Origin of the sequence: Rhizobium sp. 18065, from assembly GCF_902706095.1 — a bacterium.
Lineage (GTDB): Bacteria > Pseudomonadota > Alphaproteobacteria > Rhizobiales > Rhizobiaceae > Allorhizobium.
On record NZ_CACSJP010000001.1, the window covers coordinates 1,071,857 to 1,094,313 of the forward strand.

Genomic DNA, 22,457 nt, shown 5'->3' on the forward strand with positions numbered 1-22,457 from the left:
AGCAGCAAATAGACTCCATCGGCCCCTGGTGATGCTGGGCTTGGTATCTGGCACATTGGACTTCTCTGAATGTGAGGATCAATTTACAGGCCTGCGGCTAGCCTTGGATTGATGCGGGTGATCGAGGCGGTTCTGGTCTGACGACTTCAAGGCAACAGCAGTTGAGCAAGCCTTTCAACCCGCGGCGACAGTTAGCCTGTCGCGCTGGCGATCGGGATCCTTTCGTCTCACTGTCGCGGGCGCAGAGAAATGTCGACGGTGCGTGCGGAAGCAGAGATCATGCGAGACTAACGTGTGTAATTGAACACTATCTCGCAAACCATGTGGGAGGGGCGCTGAATGTACGTGCCCGCGTTGATGTCTACCGGGCTTGCTAACGGCTGGTGATATTGTCGATAGAGGTAAGAGCCTTGCTCATCGGACACTGATGCAACCAGATAGGTCATCATCTTTTGGTAGTTAAGGTACTCGCATTTGTCCGTGCCTATGACTGCGCGTCGAAATTTAAGCGTGTTACCGAAATAGATCCTGTCGGAGCGGTGCGCCTCCAGCCGTTGTCCTTTCTCATTCAGGATAGGAAGAAGGCGCTCGCTTCCATCCGCTGCTATTGCACTGATTGTGAACCAATTCTCCGCCATGGCTAAGTCGGTGCGGTTGAATACGTTGATAGGAGTAATGCCATAAATATGAGCCGCATTGGCTAACGGCTTCGCAAATCCGAGGACACTTTGCACCGGCTGCGGGGCCGTCATGAAAAGGTACGGAGTGGGAATCGTAACGACGTAAGCAATTGCTAATCCAACCAACTGGATGAACACTGGGCCGATGATATCGCCCGATTTGATGCTAACGGGCGGTGCACCCTCTGATGTTGTATAACTGTACTCTCGCTTCGATGAAGGGATCTGGCAAACACCGAACATCGCCGTGCGGCGATCTGCGACAAATCGGTACACGGACCTTCCGCCGAGAAACGACCCAATCAAAAGCACTGGGTATAGAGGCAACAGCAAAAGTACGTCCCTAGTCAAAAGTAGATAAAAATCGTATCCTTTACTTGGGGCCGTCGATGATCCGGATTTGTATCCATAAAGGTCTTTTTGTGCGTCAGCGGGGTCGATTCCAACGGACCTGAGCCAAGCCTCATTCTTCGAGAGCGGTCGCATTTGTACTCGCCCAAAGACATCAACAAATTTGATGAATTGAATTGTGCGATCGCAAAGATTGCATCGATCATCATAAGCCACTTGCAACCGATTGCCGCCAGCAAGAAATGCCCTGCTCCAGAAGAGAGCCGCAAAAAAGAGGAATTCGAATTCCGCCAGCCAGCCAAGCCTGAGGACAGCGCAGCTGAGTAAAAAGAATAGCAACCCCCAAGTGATCGCATAGGTCCGAAACAAGCCCCCAATCAGCACACAGGGAAGTAGAAGAAGATACCAAGGCAACATTGCCCATAAAGCAAAGCGACTCATCACGACAGCGAATGTGCTAGATGAGAATAATTGCGCGAACTCACTCCCAAAACGCGACATAAATTCATTGGCGAGAAGTTGGGCCCCAGCATAGCCTTGCATCCATGCCGGCTCACCTAGATGAATTCCCAGGGAGTAGAGGCACACGCACCAGTAGGCGGAAAGCGAGACGAGTTTTGCAATCTGCAATGTCGCCGTCGAGGGAAGTCCGTCACGGTAATAAGTCGCAGAGATAATCGACCCGAGGCGCAGCCTGCTTCGCCTAAGCTGACTGTCGAAAGACAGATGGGCACCGGCATTGGCGAATATAAGCAGGAGTGAGAACGCTGCGGCGACATCGTTCCCGAGCGTAGTAGAAGCCAGAAACGCGTCACCTATATGCCACTGGAACAACATCAAGAAGATAAGCGTCGGTTGTGTGAAAAAGCCAATCGTGACTAGCAGTCCGCAAGCCGCAGCAGAAATGGCGGGTATTGCGACATGCCAGTCAGCCCAATCAGAATAAGACATATAATAGATGAGCCAAAGAGCACGGATTGTCAGAAGCGTGCCGAAGGCAATGCGTATTAAGGCAAACTTAGGTGCCTCAGCAACGGCGTTGGAATGAAAAGATCCTCGCTGTTCCAATGCTGCGGCGATTTTGTTCAGTGCTGCTGTTACGGCGGCTCCTACTGAAGGTAGCCCCATTACACCGATCGCAGCTCCAAGCATCAGAAAAAAGACTACAAGTCTCGCGCCATGCCAGCGGGTCGCGCCGAATATCCAAGTGGCTGACAAGGCTGCCGCTGCCACTGCAGATAGCAAAGCTAAGCACAGGATTGTATTTCGCATTGGCCAGGACTGTCGGCTGTGAGTACTGCGAATAAAGGTATCGGACAAGACAGTGGCCTCAATTCCATTTTCCATCTGACATATGGCAACTCCCTACGTTGTTGGTCAAGAACTCATCCAACCAAAGATGCATGGCTGGATTCCGCAACTTTGGGCCCTGCCGAAAATAACACCGGACTGTCGTCACGGATTGTCGTAAAAGACTGTCGTAATTGCATATTAGGTGATCAGGAATTAATAATCTTCTCAGGGGCTTGCAAAGGCGGAAATTTCTTAGCTGGGAATCCTGGCGCCCCAGCCAAGTTTGCCTTGTGCACCGAAAAGCGGATCAGATTGCCGCACCTGTGATGGCGATGCAATGAGACGGATTGGTCTGCCCATCGGCTTGATCGGGTTTATGTCTCACGTTCGCAATCTTGGCTCTATTTCACCCACCATTCAACGAGGTCGGCCTCCGCTGAATCGGAAGGACAGGTAGAGATACACCGCATACATCAGGCCATAGCCCAGAGCGTAGGCGGCAAGCGCGTTCTGGTATGTTGCAAAGGTGGTGAGTGTTACAACTGTCATCACGAACAGGCAAACCTGCCAGATAAGATCGACCGGTTGTTTCTCTGCGATAAAGAAAGTGTAGCTCAGGGGGCTGCTGACAAAGCGCATTGCAAATAGCGGGAGCAGGATCAAGGCTACCCTGCCGGCCTCGGCCCATTCTGGTCCGAAGGCGAACACAAACAGGTCCACTCCGACCAGCCAAAACGCGATGGTTACCGCCAAGGAGCCGGCAGAAAGGACAGTCAAAGTCTCGAGATAAGGGCCGCGACAGGAGCCGGTTGCCCGCCAGCTTTCCGATGCACGGCGCTTGAAAACATCCAGCACAGCCGAGCCGAGCAGCGAGATCGGCGCGCCCAGCATCCGGAAGGCCATGGCGACAAAGCCGGCTACGTCGGCGCCGAAACGGTGTGACATGAGGATAAGCGGAAGCTGTGCCGCTGCCGTATTCACCGTACCGGCCGGCAGTGCATAAATCGGAAAGCGCCTGTAGCGTTTCCAGAAGTTGAAAAGTGTTTTGCGCCCATCGGCAAGCCGGGGCGGTCGCAGTTTCCACGCCATCAGCAAGGCGCCGCAGACGACACCAGCCAGCTGCGCCTGGGCGAGTGTGCCCGCGGTGGGCTGAATGAAGCCAACAGCGATTTGCAGCCCCGTAACGATGGCTGCCTGCGTGATCCGCATCGCGGAAAGCGCCCGGAACTGACCCTCTGAAGCCGCCCATGATTGGAGGATGAGCACGCTCGCTGCTGCTCCAACGGCGGGGATGAAAAGCACAATAAGTGCGGTAGGTACGTCAGCCAGATACGGCAATAAAAGCGGCCATAGGCATGCAGCGACTATCGTGACGACACTTAAAATGACTGCAGCCGTTATCAGGGCGGAGCTTGCGGCCTGCGCTCTCGGCGCGCCATTCTCTTCCAGCGGTAAGGCAGTTTCAAATCGTCCGGTCGACAGAACAGCTCCGATTTGCACCAGTCCGAACCAGGTCATGAACATCCCGAACTCGGCTGGAATGAACAGTCGCGCAATGATCAGCGAACCCAGGATCGGGATGACCTGCGCCGCAGCGGTGCCTGAAAACACCAGCAGGACTGCGCGCCAGTAGGTTCTACGTTCACCGGTCAAACTGGCCGCCTTTGCTGTTCAGGCCATAGGGAGGCCGTCGTCGGGAATGACTTGCGTCGGCGCAACCGCCCCAATGCAAGGATCCGCGCTGGCGTTGATTATCCAAAACGGGCGCATATGGCAAATCGATATAAGCCACTAGTGTACTCAGTGAAGACCCTCGAACCTACCAGAACAACAGAATCGAATTTCTGTAGCCTTCGTCTTTCGACCAGCGAAAGGATCGCGTTTCTGCTGTGGTGATCGGCGTTTCGGGTTGTGGAACATGTCGAGGCAAATAAACGCGAAGCGACATGTCCAGAGGTGGTTCGGTTTGTCTGAACAGCTTCTGGCGTTTTGCTAAGTGGGTTCGCCACACTGGAATGGGTCGACTGGTTCAACCACAGTCGTCTTCTGGAGCCTATCGGTAACATACCACCAGCCGAAGCTGCAGAACGGTACCACGCCAAGCCGGACGAACCAGCCATGGCCGCTTAACTTAAACCAAATGGCCATTCGGCCAAGCTGACGCGGTTCAGTTCCATGTCGTCGTGAGGCTCACAGGTCATATTTCAGTCGGCACCATTGTGTGGCGCTAGCGCGCCCTCATCCCAGCAAAACCTGCTCAAGCAGCCGGGCATGCTGGGCGTAATCGTAATGTTCCAATGCTGCTTTACGGCCATTTTCGCCCATTCGCCGACGTTCTTCCTCGGGCATCGCATAGAGACGCCGAATGGCGTCGGCAAGGGCCTGTGGGTTTTCTGCGGACACAGTGATACCGCAGTCGAATTTCACGACGGGATCGCTTCCGCCGCTAAAACTATGAACAATGGGCTTTCCTGAAAACAGATATTCAGGAATCTTATTGGCCGCAATTCCCCATCGATAGAGTGGAGAATTCAGCCAGCCGATGTAACATGCGTCGCAAGCGCCCAGCACAGACTGGACCTGCGTTTTCGGCACGCCGTTTAGAAAATGCACATTGTTCAGACCGAGTTCGTCTCGCCTTGATTCCAGAAGGGCGCGTTCACGGCCTTGCCCGACCAGAAGAAAATGCACGTCTGGTAAATCATGTAGCAGTGCTGCCGCTTCGAGTAGTGTCTCCAATGCATTTGCTGCTCCGAGTGTGCCGGTGTAGGCAATACGCAAGCCCTGCGTAGGGATTTGCGCCGCGACCGCCGCGGGCAAAGGGACAGGACTTGCAACTTCATCAAGAGCGATGCCGTTTGACACCCAGGCAAACTTTCTGCCGTCCATCCCGCGCGATTCCATGTGCCCTACAGCACCTTCTAGATTTGAAACCACTCTGTCGGAATTCTTGTAGGCGCGATCTTCGATCCATTGCAGCATGCGGATAAAGGGATGGCGTGGACTATGACCACCGACCTCGGCTAAGGTGAGTGGCCATATGTCGCGAACCTCGAACACCAGCCGCGCCCCGCAGCCCCGCGCGAGCCTTTCCGCTGCCAGATATCCCACCGGATGTGGCGACGAATAGAGCACTGCGTCTGGCTTCTCGCCTAGCCGTCGGCGCAGTCCGAGCAACCGTGCCGCAAAAACGAACCAAGCCAGGATTCGCCGCTTGTCGTGCGCATGGAAGTAGCGGGGCACATCGATCCGGACAAAGCGGTAGCCGTCGACAATTTCTTCCGCCGGCAGTGTTTCGGTGTTCACATCCTGACGCAGCAGGTGATGCCGTCGCGCGGCCACCAGCGTTACCTCGTGTCCAAGACAGGCAAGTTCCTTTGCCAGGTAGTGGTGCCGCCCGCCCATCCCTGTAGACGGTGTCGAAGAATAGGGGTTTATCAACCAGATGCGGCTCAACGCAGCATCCCTTCAAGCCTGTCCACGATAATCGCGGAGGCATTTCCGCTGCCGTACGGCGCAATGTCCGCCCCCCGTGTTCCTCGGGCCTGCAGAATTGCCTGATGGATCGCTGCCGGATCATTTGGGATGACCAGGCGGTTCCAGCCTGCCTCGACCAGTTCCACCCATTCGGTTTCGTCGCGCAGGGTGATGCAGGGAACTTCATAGAAGAACGCCTCCTTTTGCACACCACCTGAATCGGTCGCGACCACGGCAGCATTCTTCTCGAGCGCGACCATATCGAGATAACCAACGGGTTCGATAATGTGGAGCGCTTCCAGTCTGTCGGTAAGATTTGCCGCGTCGATCCGGGCGCGTGTACGCGGATGCAGGGGGAGCACGACCTGTAGATCACGGGCCACCGCTGCCAATCCATCGAGAATGGCGGCAAGACGTGTTGGGTCATCCGTGTTTTCCTGGCGATGAACCGTTGCCAACACATATTGTCGGGGCGTGAGCCCGAAACGGGACGGACCAGCCTGACCGGCTTCAGCCTTCCTTCCGAAATGCAGCGCAGCATCGAACATCACGTCGCCGCACTCCACGATGTGCGCTTTTTGAACGCCTTCGCGCAACAAATTCTGTGTGGCTGTTGCCGTCGGCGTGAACAGCAGGTCCGAACATTGGTCTGTCAATATACGGTTGATTTCTTCCGGCATGCGCTTGTTGAAACTGCGTAGCCCTGCTTCGACATGCGCGACCGGGATGTGCAGCTTTGCTGCCGCGAGTGCGCCGGCAAGGGTGGAATTGGTGTCTCCATAGACCATCACGATGTCGGGACGCACGTCAAGCATCAATGTTTCAATGGCTGCGAGCATTCCCCCGGTCATAGCACCGTGTCCACCACCGGCAATCCCAAGATGATGCGCTGGTCGCGGTATCTCCAACTCGTCGAAAAAGACATCGGACATGTTGGCGTCATAATGCTGCCCCGTATGGACCAGTATTTCATCAAGCCCCTGAGTTTCGGCAATCTGGCGAGAGACCGCAGCAGCCTTGATGAATTGCGGTCGGGCGCCGATGACGGTTAGGATCTGCGGCATCAAAGTGTCTCCAGTATCAGGTGGCAGGCAAGAAATCTCGATAGAGAGCGATCAGGCTTTCGCTCTCTGCTTCCCAATTATAGCGCTGTTCGATCCCTTGGCGACCGCGTCGACCCATTTCGGCCGCTTCTGCAGGATGGTCAATGATCCATTGCATAGCATCCGCGATCGCCTGTGGATCTTTGGGATCGACGAGAAGCCCGCAGCCCGCGCCATCGACAATTTCGCGCCAGAGCGGAAAATCGGAAGCGATTACCGGCAGACTGGCGGACATGTATTCGAACAGTTTATTCGGTTGTGCACGTATATGGTTTGGTTCGGGGTAGTAGAGAACGAGGCCCGCCCTGCATTGCGACAGCATGCTCGAGACCGTTGTTCTGTCAGCCCAGCCGTAAAGGTCGACACGGTTCCAACCGCGGGTCTGCTCAAGTTCGTGGCCAAGACTAGCTGAAAAAGTGCCGGCCATCTGTAGCCGAATTGACTCGTCGGCAATGAGGTCAATCGCCTTTACCATCTCCACCGCTGCGCGGATGCGCGTGATCCCGCCGACATAAGCGAAATGCCGCGGCGACTGACTGACTTGGGCGAGATCGCCGCTCTGAAGCTCACCGAGCAGGGGGAAGTTCTGCACAAGCCGCGGGTTCAACCTGGAAAAATTCTGGCCGATGGAGGGGGTTGCAACCACAATCCTGGTGCATAGCCTTGCAAAAAAGCCTTCAACCAGAGCGACAGCTGCAGCCAGAGGCTTTCTGAAAGCAGCCTTGATATACGGCTTGCTCAAGGTGGCAGCCGGCAGATCCTCATGCGCATCATAAATAACCTGAATTCCGGAAAGCCGCAAAAGCGCAGCCCAGGGCAAAAGCTCAGGGTCGTGAAAGTGCACAATCTTCGGATGTGCGGTACGGATTGCCGAATACATTATCCAAGCGCCGACAGTCATGCGCCGAAGCCTGCCTCGCTCCGGGGCACCTGTGTCGTGCACAGAGAATCCGTTGCCTACATCCACCTCGTCACCTTTGCCGTCCTGCACAAAGAGCGCGACTTGCTTTGGCCAGACGCGCGCGAGCGTGGTTACTTCCTTGATGCGGATGCGGGTGTCGCTGCGCGGATGCACGGTGGTGAAGTGAATAATCACCGGATTGGTGTCAGCAGCCGTGCGCGTCGTGGGCAAGATGTGTCTCCAGTTAGGCTGCCGGTAAATTTCGGCGGTAAATTGCAAGGAACTTCTTGCTCGTTCCGTATGTATAACTCAATTCGACTGTCTCGCATTCACCGTTGCCTGTCGCTCTCTGCGCTGTGGTGATCGATGAAGCCGCTTTCGAATCAGATCAACATAGTGGTCGAATTTCACCTGGCTTCATGCGGAGGCCTCGAGGTGCGAGATGACGTCAGATCGACCGATGACAGGTTGGTTCCCCCAATCAGAACTGCCGAGGTGATCATTGCCATGAGCCACCCACCAGACAAAAGCGTGGTATGCAGCGCCGTCGAAGTGATCATCAGGATGAAAATCAGATTGATGGAAAGAAATGCCGGCAGGCTCACCTTGCTCATCAATAGCGTCGCGAGGCTGATTGCCACCGCTGCGAGCGCTCCGGCCAGCAACAGTCCGGGAATTCCGAAATTGGCATATTCCTCCATGAAATGTGCAGCATTCTTGCTGCCCTGGATACCTTGAGCTACTCGATCTGGGTACTGTATGGCATAGACCAGGCGCGCATTCTGCTCGAATTTGCAGCCGACAATAGGCGCAAGAAACCGGTAGCCACAGCCCTGTTCGAACGGGACCTTTTCCGGAAAGGTTTCGAACCACTCGGCAACCACCTGGCCGGGTACGATGAGCGCGCGTCTGGCAAGTGCTCTTGCCAACCTTTCAGCGAAGGACGCCTTTCCCGCGACCGTCACGTCCTCAGGCACAAGTTCGCTGATCTCCTGGCAGGCAGGATCCGAAGAATTGCTGGAAAACTTGCACGCCGTGTTGGCGGCGGGATTTGTCACGACCATCACAGCGTAGATAATGACAGCAGCCGAGACCACAAACAGCCCTGCCTGGAAAATCCGTTTAGTTAGTATGCAATACAGAATGACAGGGAAAGTCGCGAAAATAACGTGCCCCTTCGTGATGGTCAGGAGCCCGACCGCCGCCGCGGAGAGAAAGACAAAGAAGGCTGGCTTGAAATTTTTCGTATGCAGGAAGTAAATCACGATTGCCGGTGCGATCGACCGAGTGACAAGTGCAGGAATGTAGGATTCAGGAAAGCCGGATTTCGATATGTCGGTTCTTATTCTGGTGACCGCGTAGTATTCGTTCGCCCGTATTGCGTCGATCAAAGGGATGTTTCCAAGCAATAGGAAGTATATCGCGAGCAGCGCGATGGGTGTTAGGGCCAGGATCCAGGCGTATTTTTCAATGTTTACACCCGTGAATATTGAGTATTCCTTTGATGCAAAGCGATGAACGATCACAAGTATGATGGTGCTCGTGATGCAGAAGCCGAGGAAATGCGTCACGAAATGCTCAAGTCGCACATGGTCGCTGACGGAAAGCGCGACGATCCAGACTACAGACATCAGCATAAGATAGGACGTCGACAGAATAATCAGTCTTGATCTAAGGTTTTCATTCGTCATTCCGATAGCCTTGTAAGCGTTCAATTGAAGCGAATTAAGTCAACGTATCGACCTACGGATATCGCCAGGCAACCATCTTTGGTTCTCTGGTGCGAACTCTCTTCGTAACGCTCAGAACGCCTTGTCCATTGCGCCGATGATCTGCGCCTGATCGTCGCGGCTCAGATAGGGGTGCATCGGCAGGCTGAAGACCCGATCCGACAGATATTCGGTGTTTGCCAGGCTGCCTGAGATTCGGCAGAGATCCTTGTATGCAGGCTGCCGATGTAGCGGTGTTGGATAGTGAATGGCGGTCGGTATGCCGGAAGCATTCAAGACCTCCAGCAGTTTTTCCCGCTGTTCCGAGATCACCGTGAATTGTGCCCAGACCGACGTGCGTTCCGCGCGCACTGCCACCGGCCGGACCAGGTTGTTGTTGGCGATCAACTCTATATAGCGCTGCCCGATTGCGATGCGGCGCTCCACCTCCCAGTCGAAACGCTCCAGTTTCGCCAGGACGACGGCGCACTGGATCGTATCCATGCGTCCACCGACGCCGATCCGGGTGTGGTAATAACGACGCTCCTGGCCGTGGACACGGATCTGTCGCATGATCTTGGCCAGATCCTCGCGATCCGTGAAGATTGCTCCTCCATCGCCGTAGCAACCGAGCGGCTTGCTCGGGAAAAAGCTTGTGCAGCCGATATGCGAAACATTGCAGGACTTCAGTCCACGATAGTCGGCGCCAAAGCTCTGCGCTGCATCCTCGATCACAGTGATATTGCCATGCCGCGCGGCAATCGCGTTGATCGCATCCATGTCCGCAGTCTGCCCATAGAGCGAAACGGGAATAATTGCCCGGGTGCGTTCGGTAATCGCCGCTTCGATCAGCGAAGCGTCGATATTGCCGGTATCGCTTTCGACATCGACGAACACCGGAATGGCTCCAAGAAGGGCGATAACTTCTGCCGTGGCAATGAATGTGAAAGCCGTCGTAATCACTTCGTCACCCGGCTTAATGTCGAGTGCCATCAGCGAGATAAGCAAGGCCTCCGTGCCGGAGGCGACGGTGATGCAATGCGCCGATCCCGTGTAGGCCTCGAGCTTCTCCTCAAGCTCTCGGACTTCGGGGCCCATGATATATTGGCCGTGGTCGAGCACCTTCTGAATCCGCGCATCGACTGACGGCTTGAGTTCGGTATACTGGCTCTTCAGATCAATGAACTGCAATTGTCTGGTCATAAAGGTCTGCACTCTTCTGCCGAAATTTCATAACGATTGCCGCATTCGCAGCGCACTGTACCGGTACCTTTCAGCTGGGTGCCGCAACTGCACATCCAGCCTTTGCGCCGCGCCGGCACGCCGAGCATCAACGCGTGTGGGGGAACAGGCGTGTTGACCACGGCGCCTGCGCCGACAAAGGCATTTTCCCCGATCGAGTTGCCGCAAACGATGGTGCAATTGGCACCCAGCGACACCCCGCGGCCGACCACCGTTTCCCGATATTCGGATTTGCGCGCAATGGCCGAGCGCGGATTGTAGACGTTGGTGAACACCACGCTCGGACCACAAAAGACGTCGTCGCCGAGACGCACCGCATCGTAAACCGACACATTGTTCTGGACCTTGACGTTGTTGCCGATGATCACATCGTTGCCGACGAAGACATTCTGACCGAAGGAGCATCCAGAACCAATCTTTGCGCCAGCGCAGATATGGGTCCAGTGCCAGACCCTGCTGCCGTCACCGATCTCGGCGCCTTCATCGACGATCGCAGTTGGATGAATGGCAACAGGCATGTCAGTAGTCCAGCGGCAGCGCGATACGCTTGCCATCGCGGGCCGAGAGGTAGGCGGCGATCAGTACCTCAAGCGACTTCAATCCCTCTCTGCCGTCGGTTTCCGGCTCTGCCTCGCCGCGCATCACGTTGATGACATTGTCGTAATAAAGGGGATGGCCAAAACCATAAACGGAAGTGGTCGCATAGGATGCGCCGGCAACTTCCGCATCGTCGGGATGCGCTTCTTCGAATTCCCAGTGTGAAATCTCGTTAACGGCAACGCCGCCGACGCGAACCGTGCCCTTTTCCCCGATGATGGTGATGCTGCCTTCAAGATTTTTCGGATAGGTCAGCATCGTCACGTTCATCGAACCAAGCGCACCGGAACGCCAGCGGACACCCAACACCGCTGTGTCTTCGGTCTCGATATTACGAGCAAGCGTCGCGGTATAGGCTTGAAGGCTTTCGATCGGTCCGATCAACCAGTCCAGCAGATCCACATAGTGGCTGGCCTGGTTCATCAGCGCGCCGCCATCGAACTCCCATGTGCCGCGCCAGGAGGCGCTGTCGTAATATTCCTGCGGACGGGTCCAGAAGACGTTGAGGTTGACCATGTAGATCCGGCCGAAGCGCTTTTGCTCGACCGCTCGCTTGAGAAGTTGCAAGGTGGCATTGCGACGGTTTTGTTTGACCACAAACAGCCGGACATTGGCCTCGTCGCAAGCCTTGACCATCCGAAGCCCGTCCTGCCAGCGTGTCGCCATCGGTTTTTCGGTCATCACGTGACGCCCGCTGGCGGCGATTTCGGCGGTCTGCTCCGCGTGCAGGCCACTCGGCGTGGTCAACACGACGATATCGGCCTCGGTCGAGACGAGCAGATCAGACAGTCTTGAATGACCGGTGGCGCCGGTCAGTTCCGTGGCTTTCGCCAAGGCGTCCGGGTCGATGTCGCAGACGTCGACGATCTCCACGCGATTGCCATGCTGTTTCATGGCGCTGAAATGGTTTTGCGCGATACGGCCGCAGCCAACCAGCGCAAACTTGATTTTCCGATCCGTGATCGGGGCGGCGAAACTGCGCATGATCAGGCCTTCACAATGTGGCTGGAGGGCTCGAGATAACGACCGCGCGAATCCACGATCAACTGCGAATGCTTGCTGATCATCTCATAGTCGAAACGATCATGATCCGTTGCCAGCAGTACACAGTCGTAACTTGCAAGTGTTTCTGCTGTCAGGGAGACGCTTTTCAGGTCGAAACTGTGGTCGCGCATCTTTGGGAATGCCGGGATATGCGGGTCGCTATAGGCAATTTCCGCACCGAGGTCGCGCAGGCGTTCCATCAAGGCGACCGACGGCGACTCGCGCATGTCGTCGACATTCTTCTTGTAGGCGATGCCGAGCACCAGGATTTTGCTTCCTGCAATCGATTTGCGGACAGCATTCAGTGCCGACGTGATCTTCGATATGACATAGTCCGGCATCGAGGAATTGATCTCACCGGCGAGTTCGATGAAGCGGGTGTGAACCCCGAACTCGCGAGCCTTCCAGGTCAGGTAGAAAGGATCGATCGGAATGCAGTGTCCGCCAAGGCCGGGGCCGGGGTAATATGCCACAAATCCGAAAGGTTTTGTGGCTGCTGCGCGGATAACCTCATGTATGTCGATACCCATCTTGTCGGCAACGATCTTCATCTCGTTGACCAGGCCAATGTTCACCGCTCTGTGAATGTTTTCCAGAAGTTTGGTCAGTTCCGCAGCGCGTGTTGAGCTAACGGGCACAACCTGGTCGATCACTTGACCATAAAGAGCCATGCCCGCCTCGAGACAGTTCGGGGTGCAGCCGCCGCAAACCTTGGGAATGGTGTTGGTGGTGAAATTCGCGTTGCCTGGATCTTCGCGTTCGGGAGAGAAGACGAGGAAGATGTCTTCGCCGATCGTGTGACCGAAGCGTTCGATCCGCGGCCGCAATTCTTCGTCGGTGGTGCCGGGATAGGTCGTGCTCTCAAGCGATACGATCTGGCCTTGACGCATGTGGGGAGCCAGTGCTTCCACAGTGTTCATGACGAAGCTCAGATCCGGTTCGCGATATTTGTTCAGCGGTGTCGGCACACATAGAATGAGTGCATCGACCTCGGAGGCGCGCGAAAAATCGGTAGTGGCATCAAAGCCTTGCTCGATAGCCCGAGCGACGGAATTGTCGGGGATGTGTTCGATATAGCTCTTGCCGGCGAGCAGTTTGTCGACCTTATCGCGATCTATATCGAAGCCCACAACCTTGTAGCCGACCTCGCAGTAGCGCAGGAGAAGCGGTAGCCCCACATAGCCCAGTCCTACGATCCCTATAGTCGCCTGCTTGGCATTGAGGCTTTCAATCAAACGCGCTTTCACAGATTTTCCTTCCAAGCCAAGTTTTGCGGATCAAGCCGCGCTTGGCCGTTCCACCGAACATCATTCGTGGGCTGCTATATCAAGAACGAATGAAAAGGAAAATCCACAATCACCGATTGGCCCATGCCAAAGCATCCAGAATTTAAGACAAACAGCATTTTCCACATTTATATTGGAAGAATGGCGCGTTTAAGGCTCGTGACCTGCCTGGCGCGCCGCGGAGACGCCAGACGACCGTTATGTCCCCCGTCATTTATCGTGCGCAGAGCAGGTGCCTGCCGTTCCCGCAGATGCCAGGAGCCGTGTTTTCGATCTGACGTTACGGTAGTGATGACACACGAAATTTCTTCATCTTGTTGATCGTCGGTCATGTTGCTCCGCGGTGGCAAGCACAGGTGGTACAGAAGTGGCGCTCGTCAACAGCGTAGCCGTGATACGGCGTCCCCTGATATGGGCGCGCGTTGTCTTGTTTCACGTAGCCCACCTTCATTTCCATTGAAGGTGAACAGCCTGTCTGCGCGGATGAGCTTCAAGGTCGGTTTAATAGGAAACTGCGAAGCGACTTGGAATCTCAGCAGAAGTAACGCTAGGTCGTCGCTGCCGGCGTCAAGGCAGATCTGTTCTGCCGGGGCAAGTTGGTGGTTTGTCTTGGCCGGCTCATCGACATACGCCGATGAACGTTGGCCAAATACGCGGCCGGATGAGCCTAGGCCTTTAGTTGCAGGCACAGTCGTGACGTGTCTCAAAGGCCCGGAACCTCGGGGAATGCAAGGCTTCTATTTCCCCAGACCGGCTTCGTACGCAGACGGTACGGTGGAGAACGCTTCCATGGCACTGCGAAGGTTCGGATATGCCATGGCTGCGACGGCCCCGAGTATGGCTGAAGCCAGCACGGCGGGCTCAGCCGCAGTGGGCGCCTGCCCCGGTTTTCCGCAGACGTCTGCGAGAAGCGCGCGCGAGCGGGTTCGTACTTGCCCCCCCCGTTGATCGCCACCCACTTGATGGCAACCCGTTCCATTGCCTGTGCAACGGGCGCTTGGTCGCTTCTGGGCCTGCAGTCGATTTCGACCGGACTCGCCTTGTTCATCACATGGTCGGAGAGAATTTGCTCGATCTTCCGGATTGGTCGTTTTCGGTCTCTCCGGGTGAGATCACCGGCATCGCCGGCTTGATCGGTTCCTGCCGCAGCGAGATGGTCAGGGCCGTCATGGGTCACACCACGTGCAATTTCGATGGCGGCAGGATCTGGCTCGACGGTCGCGATATCCACTATGCGTTGCCGGCGCACGCCGATGGGTTCGCCTATGTCAGCGAAGACCGCAAGCTCGACGCGTCTTCGATGCCATGAGCATTCGCAGGAACCATTGAGCCGGGATCGCTTGCCAAGTTCGACCGGGACAAATTCCTCGTTCACTTTGCCAGGCTGCAGGATCTCGCCAGAAGCTGGTCTGAGAGGCGTTCGATTCCCAACATCGGGGAGAACCAGTTCGTGCTGAATCTCTCCGGCGGTAACCGGCAGAAGGTCGTCCTCGTCAAGCCGCCCGCCCAGAAGCCGAGATTGGCAATCTTCCACGAGCCGACGCGCGGCGTCGAAAAAGCGGCTCGATCGCCGTCGAATTTTCGCGGGCGGGCGCGACCGCAGCAGCAATCCTGAATGCGGCGGTGAAATGGAAAAAGGGCAGGGGATCGGCCTCGCTCCAGTTTCAGTCCGTTGAGGTACCGTAAATTGTAATCGCTCTAGGTAATTGAAAATTAATCATAAACCGATTGTCCGTAAGGCAATCGTTAACCCTGTTTCACCTATAAAAAAAGCGCTTCCACAAGGTCATGCGTTGCGAAGTTTTCGGTTTTTGTTCTGCGTTGGGGAGGGCGCCATCCACGGTGCCCTCCCGCCGCCGTTTGTCGCAGCCACTGACTTGGGCGGGGATGCACCAACGCCGCGTCAGAGCTAATCTCCTCCCTGCAGTCAAAAAAACACCCCCGGCGTGCAAGCGGCCGGAGGTGGATTTTCACGTGCCTTTATGCGGGTTGTCAGGCGCCGCCGAGGAATTCCTCGCAATAGCTCTGGCCGCCATTGACGCCGGGGCGGTCGACAACGGTGCGCACGCTGCGGATGATGTAGTCCGGCGACACCGTCAGTTGCACTTCGCAGCGCAGATATTCGGTGCGCGCCTTGCTGATGATCTTGCCCTTCTTGCCATCGACCTGCTCATAGACTGCCGGCACCACACGGGTCTTGTGCCCGCCGCGCCAGGTGTAGATCGTCGAACTGCCGGCCGCAGCGTCGCCCACCGGCGGGCCGAACTTGGCAAAAAAGACGCCGGCCTGCTGGCCGTTCCAGCGGGCCTCGACATCATTCTTGGCGATGCCCGTCGTCGTGCAGCCCGCCAAAGCAACGGCCAGGCCGAGTGTCGCGCCTGCCTTGATCATACCGCGGAAGTTCATTGTCCTGTCCCTCAAGCCCATCTGTCCCGAAAGCGCCCGGCACCCAGCCCCTGCTGGCTCCTCAAAAGGCACCAATTCCCGTTCAAGGCTTTATCCTCAAATCGAGGCTTGGGAAATCTGTCTTCACACGTTGAACATGCTATTTTTGCTTAGCTGATGCGAGCCTGCAACGACGCCTGAGGCAAACCGCCGCGCCGCGCGGTGCAAGCCCCTTGTAACGGTGGCAAATGGCACATGCGGCCGCGCGTTAGCGCCGCTTTGGCGCAACCTGCCGGACCCGGACGCAGCAGTCAGGCTTTCAGAAAATTAAGGACTTTCAGACGCCTGGCAGCCGGCCTTGGCGACGTCTCCATCTTTCTTTCGAGTTTTTTGGCTTGCCGTCTTGTGCAACAAAATTCGCTGGTCTATAGAGGCGCCGCTGGTCACGGAGTGTAGCGCAGTCTGGTAGCGCACCACGTTCGGGACGTGGGGGTCGCAAGTTCGAATCTTGCCACTCCGACCAGCCGTAACCCTCGCTCATTGCGACCGAAATCCAGGGTTCAAATCCTTCCCGAATTTTCCGAACCGAATTAACCGAGTGGCAGCTTTATCGTCGGGGGCTATGACAGCTTGCAAGCCGCTCTTCGAAGCGGGCAGAGCCAATTCCGCAATGATGTCCGCAAGCCAATCCGGATGGCATTCAAAAAGTGTTCGCTGTTCGTCATCCGTCTCTAAGACGATAGAGATTGGCCGCGACCGGCGAGGATCGCGGCCATCATGTTCAGCCGATTGTCATCAGGCTTGCATTGCCTCCGGCTGCAGCCGTGTTGATCGAGGTGGAAACCTCTTCCAGCAGCCAGTTGAGGCAATAGGCGCCCGCGTCGTTTGACAGCTCTTCGGTCGTAGCGGCCTGAACCAGCACCAGCGGGCCATCGAGCTTGGCGATCCGACCGTTCACATCCTTGACCCGGGCTTCGTCACCTTCGACCAGCGCGCCGGCAAACGGCCCTGCCGCATTCCAGTCGGAACGCCATGAAAGGCGCGCCACGACCGAGGCGGGAAGGGCGGTCAGGGCCGCTTCGAGACTGGCCGCCTCGTCGATCATCACGTCATTGCCGGTTGCCAGCGCCGCTGCGAGCTGGCGGAACAGCCCTTTCAGCGTCGTCGGCACGAGAAGAATGCGCCCGCGCGGATGGAGGGCATAAAGATTGAGCTCCCCGACAGGACCGACCAGCTCCTGCTTCAGGCCGAGCGCCGAAACCTCGGCCAGTTCACGGGCTGCTTCCGCATCGGCATTGTGTCCGCGGCGGCCGAGCCACGAGGCGAAGTCACGCAGCGCCGGATCGGTATGCACCGAGCTGTGACGGGGTGGTACGGGAGCCCGCTGCACCAGACGGCCGATATAGAGCGGTCCGCCGGCCTTCGGCCCCGTGCCGGACAGGCCACGCCCGCCAAACGGCTGAACGCCGACAACGGCACCGATGATATTGCGGTTGACGTAGAGATTGCCCGCCTTGATCTTGCTGGTGACGTGCTCGATGGTCTCATCCAGCCGTGTGTGCAGGCCGAAGGTCAGGCCGTAACCGGACTCGTTCACCTCGTCGATGAGACGGTCGAGGTCGTCGCGGCGGTATCGGATCACGTGCAGCACCGGGCCGAACACCTCGCGGGTCAGGTCCGACATCTTGTGGAGTTCGATGATCGTCGGCGGGACGAAAGTACCGGCGTTTGCGCCCTCGGGCAGGGGCAGCTGTTCCACCTTGCAGCCCAGCGACCGCATGCGCTCGATGTGTTTTTCAATCTCCGATTTGGCTGAGTCATTGATCACCGGGCCGATGTCGATGTTGAGCCTGTCCGTACGGCCGATGCTGAGCTCCTTGAGCGCGCCCTTGAGCATGTTCAGCGTGCGGTCGGCGATGTCCTCCTGCAGGCAAAGCACGCGCAGCGCCGAGCACCGTTGGCCGGCGCTGTCGAAGGCGGATGCGATGACGTCGAACACCACCTGCTCTGCGAGTGCGGAGGAGTCGACGATCATGCCGTTCTGGCCACCCGTTTCCGCAATCAGCGGGACCGGCTTTCCCGTCGCCGACAGCCGCTCGGAAAGCTGCGCCTGGATCTGCCGCGCCACTTCGGTCGAGCCGGTAAACATCACCCCGGCGGTCTCAGACGCCGCGACCAGGGCAGCACCCAGGCGACCGCTACCGGGCACGAACTGCAGCGCGCCACGCGGAACGCCTGCTTCATGCAGGATCTTGACGCTCTCGAAGGCGATGATCGGCGTGACGCCAGCGGGCTTCGCCATGACCGAATTGCCGGCCACCAGCGCGGCCGCGACCTGGCCGGTGAAGATGGCCAGCGGGAAATTCCACGGGCTGATGCACAGAACGGCGCCGAGCGGCGCGTGCGAAGGACCGAGGGTCTTTCGCGCCTCCACGGCGTAGTAGCGCAGGAAATCGATGGCTTCACGGACTTCGCCAACGGCGTTTGCGGCAGACTTTCCGGCCTCGCGCATGGCGATCGCCATCAGCATTTCCAGCCGCTCCTGCATCAGGTCTGCGGCCCGTTCGAGGCACCTGGCGCGGTCGGCGGGCGTGGTGGCAGCCCACTCGGCCACGCCCTCGGCCGCCATTCTGGCGATACGGCCCGCATCCTCGACCTTGAGCTCGGTCACCATGCCGACGACATCGCCATGATCCGCAGGATTGACGATAGGCCTTGTATCGCCGTCCAGCGACCCGTCAGCCAGCAGCGGCGTTGCGTGCCAGTCCTGTGCGAGTGTTCCCTCAAACTTGCGCGCCAGAGATGACAGCGTCGCCTCGTTGGAGAGGTCGAGGCCTTTGGAATTTTGGCGCTCGCGGCCGTAAAGCGAGGACGGCAGGGCGATCTGGTCATGCGGCATGCCGACAACGGGCATCGCCTGGACGATATCCACCGGATCGGCGATCAGTTCGTCGACCGACACGTTTTCGTCCGAAATGCGGTTGACGAACGAGGAGTTTGCGCCGTTCTCCAGAAGCCTGCGCACCAGATAGGCGAGCAGGGTCTCATGCGTGCCGACGGGCGCATAGATGCGGCAGGGGCGGTCGAGCTTGGCCTTGCCGACGACCTCGTCGTAAAGCGGCTCGCCCATGCCGTGAAGGCACTGGAACTCATAGGTGCCGACTTTGAACTCTGGCCCCGCCAGGTGATAGATCGTCGCCAGCGACTGGGCGTTGTGCGTGGCAAATTGCGGGAAGACGGCATCCGGCGCGGCCAACAGTTTGCGGGCGCAGGCGATATACGCGACATCGGTGTGAATCTTGCGGGTATAGACCGGAAATCCTTCCAACCCGTCGAGCTGCGCGCGCTTGATCTCGGCATCCCAGTAGGCGCCCTTGACCAGTCGAACCATGATCCGCCGGTTCGAGCGCTTCGCCAGATCGATAATGTAGTCGAGCACGAAGGGGCAGCGCTTGCCATAGGCCTGAACCACGAATCCGAGGCCGTTCCAGTCGGCGAGGTCCGTGTCCAGGCTGAGTTCTTCGAGCAGGTCCAGCGAAAGCTCAAGCCTGTCGGCTTCCTCGGCGTCGATGTTCAGCCCGATGTCGTAGGTCTTCGACAGCAGCGCCAGACGTTTAACCAGCGGCAGCAGTTCACCCATGACGCGTTGCGTCTGGCTGCGGCTGTAGCGCGGGTGAAGGGCGGAGAGTTTGATGGAAATTCCAGGACCTTCGTAAACGCCGCGACCAGCCGATGCCTTGCCGATCGCATGGATGGCGTTTTCGTAATCGCGCAGATAGCGTTCTGCGTCAGCCGCAGTGGTCGCCGCTTCGCCGAGCATGTCGTAGGAATAGCGGAAGCCGCGGGCTTCGAGTGCCTTGGATCGCTTGATCGCTTCGTCGATGGTCTCGCCCGTGACGAACTGTTCGCCCATCATGCGCATCGCCATGTCAACGCCTCGGCGGATAACCGGTTCGCCCGCCCGGGCGATCAGGCGGGTCAGTGCTGCTGCCAGATTGCGATCATTGACCGTCGACGTCAGCTTGCCGGTGACGACCAGGCCCCAGGTGGCCGCATTGACGAACATCGACTTCGTGCCGCCAAGGTGTGACTTCCAGTCGCCTTCGGAAATCTTGTCGCGGATCAGGGCGTCGCGCGTGTCCGTGTCCGGGATGCGCAGCAGCGCTTCGGCAAGGCACATCAGCGCCACGCCTTCCTGGCTGGACAGGGAATATTCGTGCACGAGCCCTTCGACGCCGGTTCCCTTGTGCTTGGCGCGCAGTGCCTGGATCAACTTGCGCGCCGTGACGGCGACATCGGCTTTCGTCGCATCGGGAAGGCGGGCCGCATCGACCAGCCAGGGCAGGCACTCGGGCTCCGGCGTGCGGTAGGCCGCCGTGATCGCCTGCCGCAGCGGCGACTGCGGACGGATCGGCGGGGCGAACGAGGCGAACGGTCGGGCAGTCTCAATTTCTGGATTTGTTTCGGGCAGGGAGGACATAAGGAGACCCTTTCGACGGTTCGGATATCGATGGCGAACACTAGCAGAAGCGCACTAGGCTTTCCGCCTATGTTGGAGTACCCTGCGTATCATTATCACTTATTTTTCCGGAACAGGCAGGCGAAATGGCTTCTGATGCTGGTGCTATTAGCGAAATTGATCATTTCGATCGCAATATCCTCGAAGTGTTGTCGAAGGATGGCAGGATCTCCGTCACGGAACTGGCGGAAAGAGTTGGGCTGTCGCGCACGCCATGCCAGATACGCATGAACCGGCTGATCGCCGACGGTTACATCGAGGGCTTCACCGCCATCATCAACCTGTCGATGCTGCAGCTCGAGCATATCGCGTTTGCTGAGGTGAAATTGTCGAACACGCAGGAAGACGCGCTGCTCAAGTTCAATGCGGCGGTCCGAAAAATCAAGGAAGTCGAAGAGTGCCACATGATCGCGGGCAGGTTCGACTATCTGCTGAAGATCAGAACCCGGGATATCCGCCGCTACCGCGAGGTACTGGGAGAACGCATCTCAAATCTTCCCTATGTCGCGAGCACGTCGACAAACGTGGCCATGGAAACGATCAAGGAAAGCGCCAGCACCGGCATCGTCGCCACTCTGGCGTCTGGCTAGGCATTTCATACCGTGGCGGGAACGGCGCTAAGCCGCATATCGTCCGGCAGCGTGTTAAGCATCTTCGCGGCTTTTGCTGGATATGATTGCATTAATGTATAATTAACCGTGCTCGGAGGATCGAGAGCGAGACGGGCAATGAATTACAGATCCATTCACTATCTCAGGGCCGTTGCGGCGCTGATGGTGGTTTTCTGCCACATTGAAATTCCGCTGGCGCGTCTCGGCTATCAGGGCATCTGGCCTGGTTTTCTTGAAGGCGGTGTCGATATCTTCTTTGTCATCAGCGGCTTTGTCATCTTTCTCTCGATTCAGTCTAAATCGGTCAGCGTCTTCGAGTTCTACAAGCGACGGATCTTGAGAATTGTCCCGCTCTACTGGATAATCACCACCTTCCTGGTGCTGGTGGCCGCTTTCGCGCCGCAGTTCCTCAAGAGCGTGCGGTTCGACACCCTGCATATCGCCGCCTCCTACGCCTTCCTGCCCTATCCGTCGCCGGCGGATGGATTGCTCTATCCCATCCTCGTGCCCGGCTGGACGCTGAACTACGAGATGCTGTTTTATGCCGCTTTCGGCCTCAGCCTGTTGGGTCCGCCGCGCTGGCGCATCATGGCGATCAGCGGCATGCTGATGTGCCTTCCGCTGCTCGGAATGCTGTTCCAGCCAGCATCACCAGGCCTGAACTTCCTGACCTCGACCATTCTTCTCGAATTCCTGTTCGGCGTCATGATTGCCTGGTTGCTGTGCAACCGCTCCGGTTCACGCACCGGCGGCGCAGCACTGCTGCTGTTCGGCGTGCTGCTGTTTGTCGCCGCGCCCGTGATTGCGCAGCACGTGCCGCTGCAGCGCTTCGTGCTTCTCGGCGTTCCGGCCGGCATGATCGTGGCCGGTGCCCTGCTCGTGGAAAAGGCGATCACGCTGCCGGCATGGCGATTGCCCAAACTGCTGGGTGACTCGTCCTATTCCCTCTATCTCACCCACGGCATCGTGCTCTCCGCCATCGGTCAGCTTTGGCTGCGGCTGCCATTCGGCAATGGCGGGTTCTCGCTCGCCGCCTTCAGTGTCCTCGCTCTGCTTTCAAGTGTGCTGGGTGGGGTCGTGATCTACCGGCTCATCGATGAACCGCTGCAAAAGCGCTTTCGCGCAGGCGGCAAAAACAACCGCCCGATCGAGCAGGCGATCGCGGCCCGGTAGGGCGCAGCTCCCTGCCGTCTTGGCCCCAAAACACCGTGTCATGTACGGCAGGACAGCACCCTCCAGACCGGATTTTACATGGTCCC

General features: G+C 57.6%; 16 protein-coding genes, 1 tRNA gene and 1 pseudogene. 6 read left to right on the forward strand and 12 right to left on the reverse strand.

What is annotated here, in order from left to right; genetic code table 11:
- Positions 1–287: 287 nt before the first annotated feature.
- Both GVK95_RS05155 and GVK95_RS05160 read right to left on the reverse strand, forming a co-directional pair.
- Positions 288–2,351 (reverse strand): DCC1-like thiol-disulfide oxidoreductase family protein, encoded by a 2,064-nt coding sequence (locus GVK95_RS05155; RefSeq protein WP_159947169.1) that lies wholly within the window; start codon positions 2,349–2,351, stop codon positions 288–290.
- Between the two features lie 390 nt (positions 2,352–2,741).
- Positions 2,742–3,977 carry a lipopolysaccharide biosynthesis protein gene (locus GVK95_RS05160; RefSeq protein WP_159947171.1) on the reverse strand — a complete coding sequence of 412 codons (1,236 nt, stop codon included), beginning with the start codon at positions 3,975–3,977 and terminating at the stop codon, positions 2,742–2,744.
- Positions 3,978–4,325: 348 nt separating this feature from the next.
- Between GVK95_RS05160 and GVK95_RS05165 the strand changes: the two are divergent.
- Positions 4,326–4,454: pseudogene (locus GVK95_RS05165) on the forward strand (IS3 family transposase); the annotation flags it as partial.
- Between the two features lie 108 nt (positions 4,455–4,562).
- Here GVK95_RS05165 and GVK95_RS05170 read toward each other — a convergent pair.
- The 8 genes from GVK95_RS05170 to GVK95_RS05205 all read right to left on the reverse strand — a co-directional run bounded on the left by GVK95_RS05170 (position 4,563) and on the right by GVK95_RS05205 (position 13,644).
- Positions 4,563–5,780, reverse strand: a complete 1,218-nt coding sequence (locus GVK95_RS05170; RefSeq protein ID WP_200844201.1) for a glycosyltransferase family 4 protein — start codon at positions 5,778–5,780, stop codon at positions 4,563–4,565.
- Entirely contained in the window at positions 5,777–6,865 is a 1,089-nt protein-coding gene (gene wecB / locus GVK95_RS05175; protein ID WP_200844202.1) for a UDP-N-acetylglucosamine 2-epimerase (non-hydrolyzing), read from the reverse strand. The genes GVK95_RS05170 and wecB overlap by 4 nt, the downstream gene beginning before the upstream one ends.
- Positions 6,866–6,881: 16 nt before the next feature.
- Positions 6,882–8,036: a glycosyltransferase gene (locus GVK95_RS05180; RefSeq protein ID WP_200844203.1), complete on the reverse strand. Its 1,155-nt coding sequence runs from the start codon at positions 8,034–8,036 to the stop codon at positions 6,882–6,884.
- Between the two features lie 176 nt (positions 8,037–8,212).
- Entirely contained in the window at positions 8,213–9,496 is a 1,284-nt protein-coding gene (locus GVK95_RS05185) for a hypothetical protein (protein ID WP_159947175.1), read from the reverse strand.
- 111 nt (positions 9,497–9,607) lie between these two features.
- On the reverse strand, positions 9,608–10,717 hold the full coding sequence (locus tag GVK95_RS05190) for a DegT/DnrJ/EryC1/StrS family aminotransferase (RefSeq protein ID WP_159947177.1): 1,110 nt from the start codon (positions 10,715–10,717) through the stop codon (positions 9,608–9,610).
- Complete coding sequence (locus tag GVK95_RS05195; RefSeq protein ID WP_159947179.1) at positions 10,714–11,274, reverse strand: acyltransferase; 561 nt, start codon at positions 11,272–11,274, stop codon at positions 10,714–10,716. The genes GVK95_RS05190 and GVK95_RS05195 overlap by 4 nt, the downstream gene beginning before the upstream one ends.
- 1 nt (position 11,275) lies before the next feature.
- Positions 11,276–12,337, reverse strand: coding sequence for a Gfo/Idh/MocA family oxidoreductase (locus tag GVK95_RS05200; RefSeq protein WP_159947181.1), 1,062 nt, complete (start codon positions 12,335–12,337; stop codon positions 11,276–11,278).
- 2 nt (positions 12,338–12,339) lie between these two features.
- Positions 12,340–13,644, reverse strand: coding sequence for a nucleotide sugar dehydrogenase (locus GVK95_RS05205; protein WP_159947192.1), 1,305 nt, complete (start codon positions 13,642–13,644; stop codon positions 12,340–12,342).
- Positions 13,645–14,749: 1,105 nt separating this feature from the next.
- Between GVK95_RS05205 and GVK95_RS05210 the strand changes: the two genes are divergently transcribed.
- Both GVK95_RS05210 and GVK95_RS05215 read left to right on the forward strand, forming a co-directional pair.
- Positions 14,750–14,992 (forward strand): ATP-binding cassette domain-containing protein, encoded by a 243-nt coding sequence (locus tag GVK95_RS05210; protein ID WP_159947194.1) that lies wholly within the window; start codon positions 14,750–14,752, stop codon positions 14,990–14,992.
- 141 nt (positions 14,993–15,133) lie between these two features.
- Complete coding sequence (locus GVK95_RS05215) at positions 15,134–15,298, forward strand: hypothetical protein (protein ID WP_159947196.1); 165 nt, start codon at positions 15,134–15,136, stop codon at positions 15,296–15,298.
- A 377-nt stretch (positions 15,299–15,675) separates the two neighbouring features.
- Here GVK95_RS05215 and GVK95_RS05220 read toward each other — a convergent pair whose 3' ends face one another.
- Positions 15,676–16,089, reverse strand: a complete 414-nt coding sequence (locus GVK95_RS05220; protein ID WP_007596947.1) for a hypothetical protein — start codon at positions 16,087–16,089, stop codon at positions 15,676–15,678.
- 425 nt (positions 16,090–16,514) lie between these two features.
- Between GVK95_RS05220 and GVK95_RS05225 the strand changes: the two genes are divergently transcribed.
- Positions 16,515–16,591: transfer RNA gene (locus tag GVK95_RS05225), tRNA-Pro, on the forward strand.
- Positions 16,592–16,849: 258 nt separating this feature from the next.
- Here GVK95_RS05225 and putA read toward each other — a convergent pair.
- Positions 16,850–20,548, reverse strand: a complete 3,699-nt coding sequence (gene putA / locus GVK95_RS05230) for a trifunctional transcriptional regulator/proline dehydrogenase/L-glutamate gamma-semialdehyde dehydrogenase (protein WP_159947198.1) — start codon at positions 20,546–20,548, stop codon at positions 16,850–16,852.
- 125 nt (positions 20,549–20,673) lie between these two features.
- Between putA and GVK95_RS05235 the strand changes: the two genes are divergently transcribed.
- On the forward strand, positions 20,674–21,177 hold the full coding sequence (locus GVK95_RS05235) for an Lrp/AsnC ligand binding domain-containing protein (protein ID WP_159947200.1): 504 nt from the start codon (positions 20,674–20,676) through the stop codon (positions 21,175–21,177).
- A gap of 138 nt (positions 21,178–21,315) precedes the next feature.
- Positions 21,316–22,371, forward strand: a complete 1,056-nt coding sequence (locus GVK95_RS05240) for an acyltransferase (protein ID WP_159947202.1) — start codon at positions 21,316–21,318, stop codon at positions 22,369–22,371.
- Positions 22,372–22,457 lie beyond the last annotated feature (86 nt).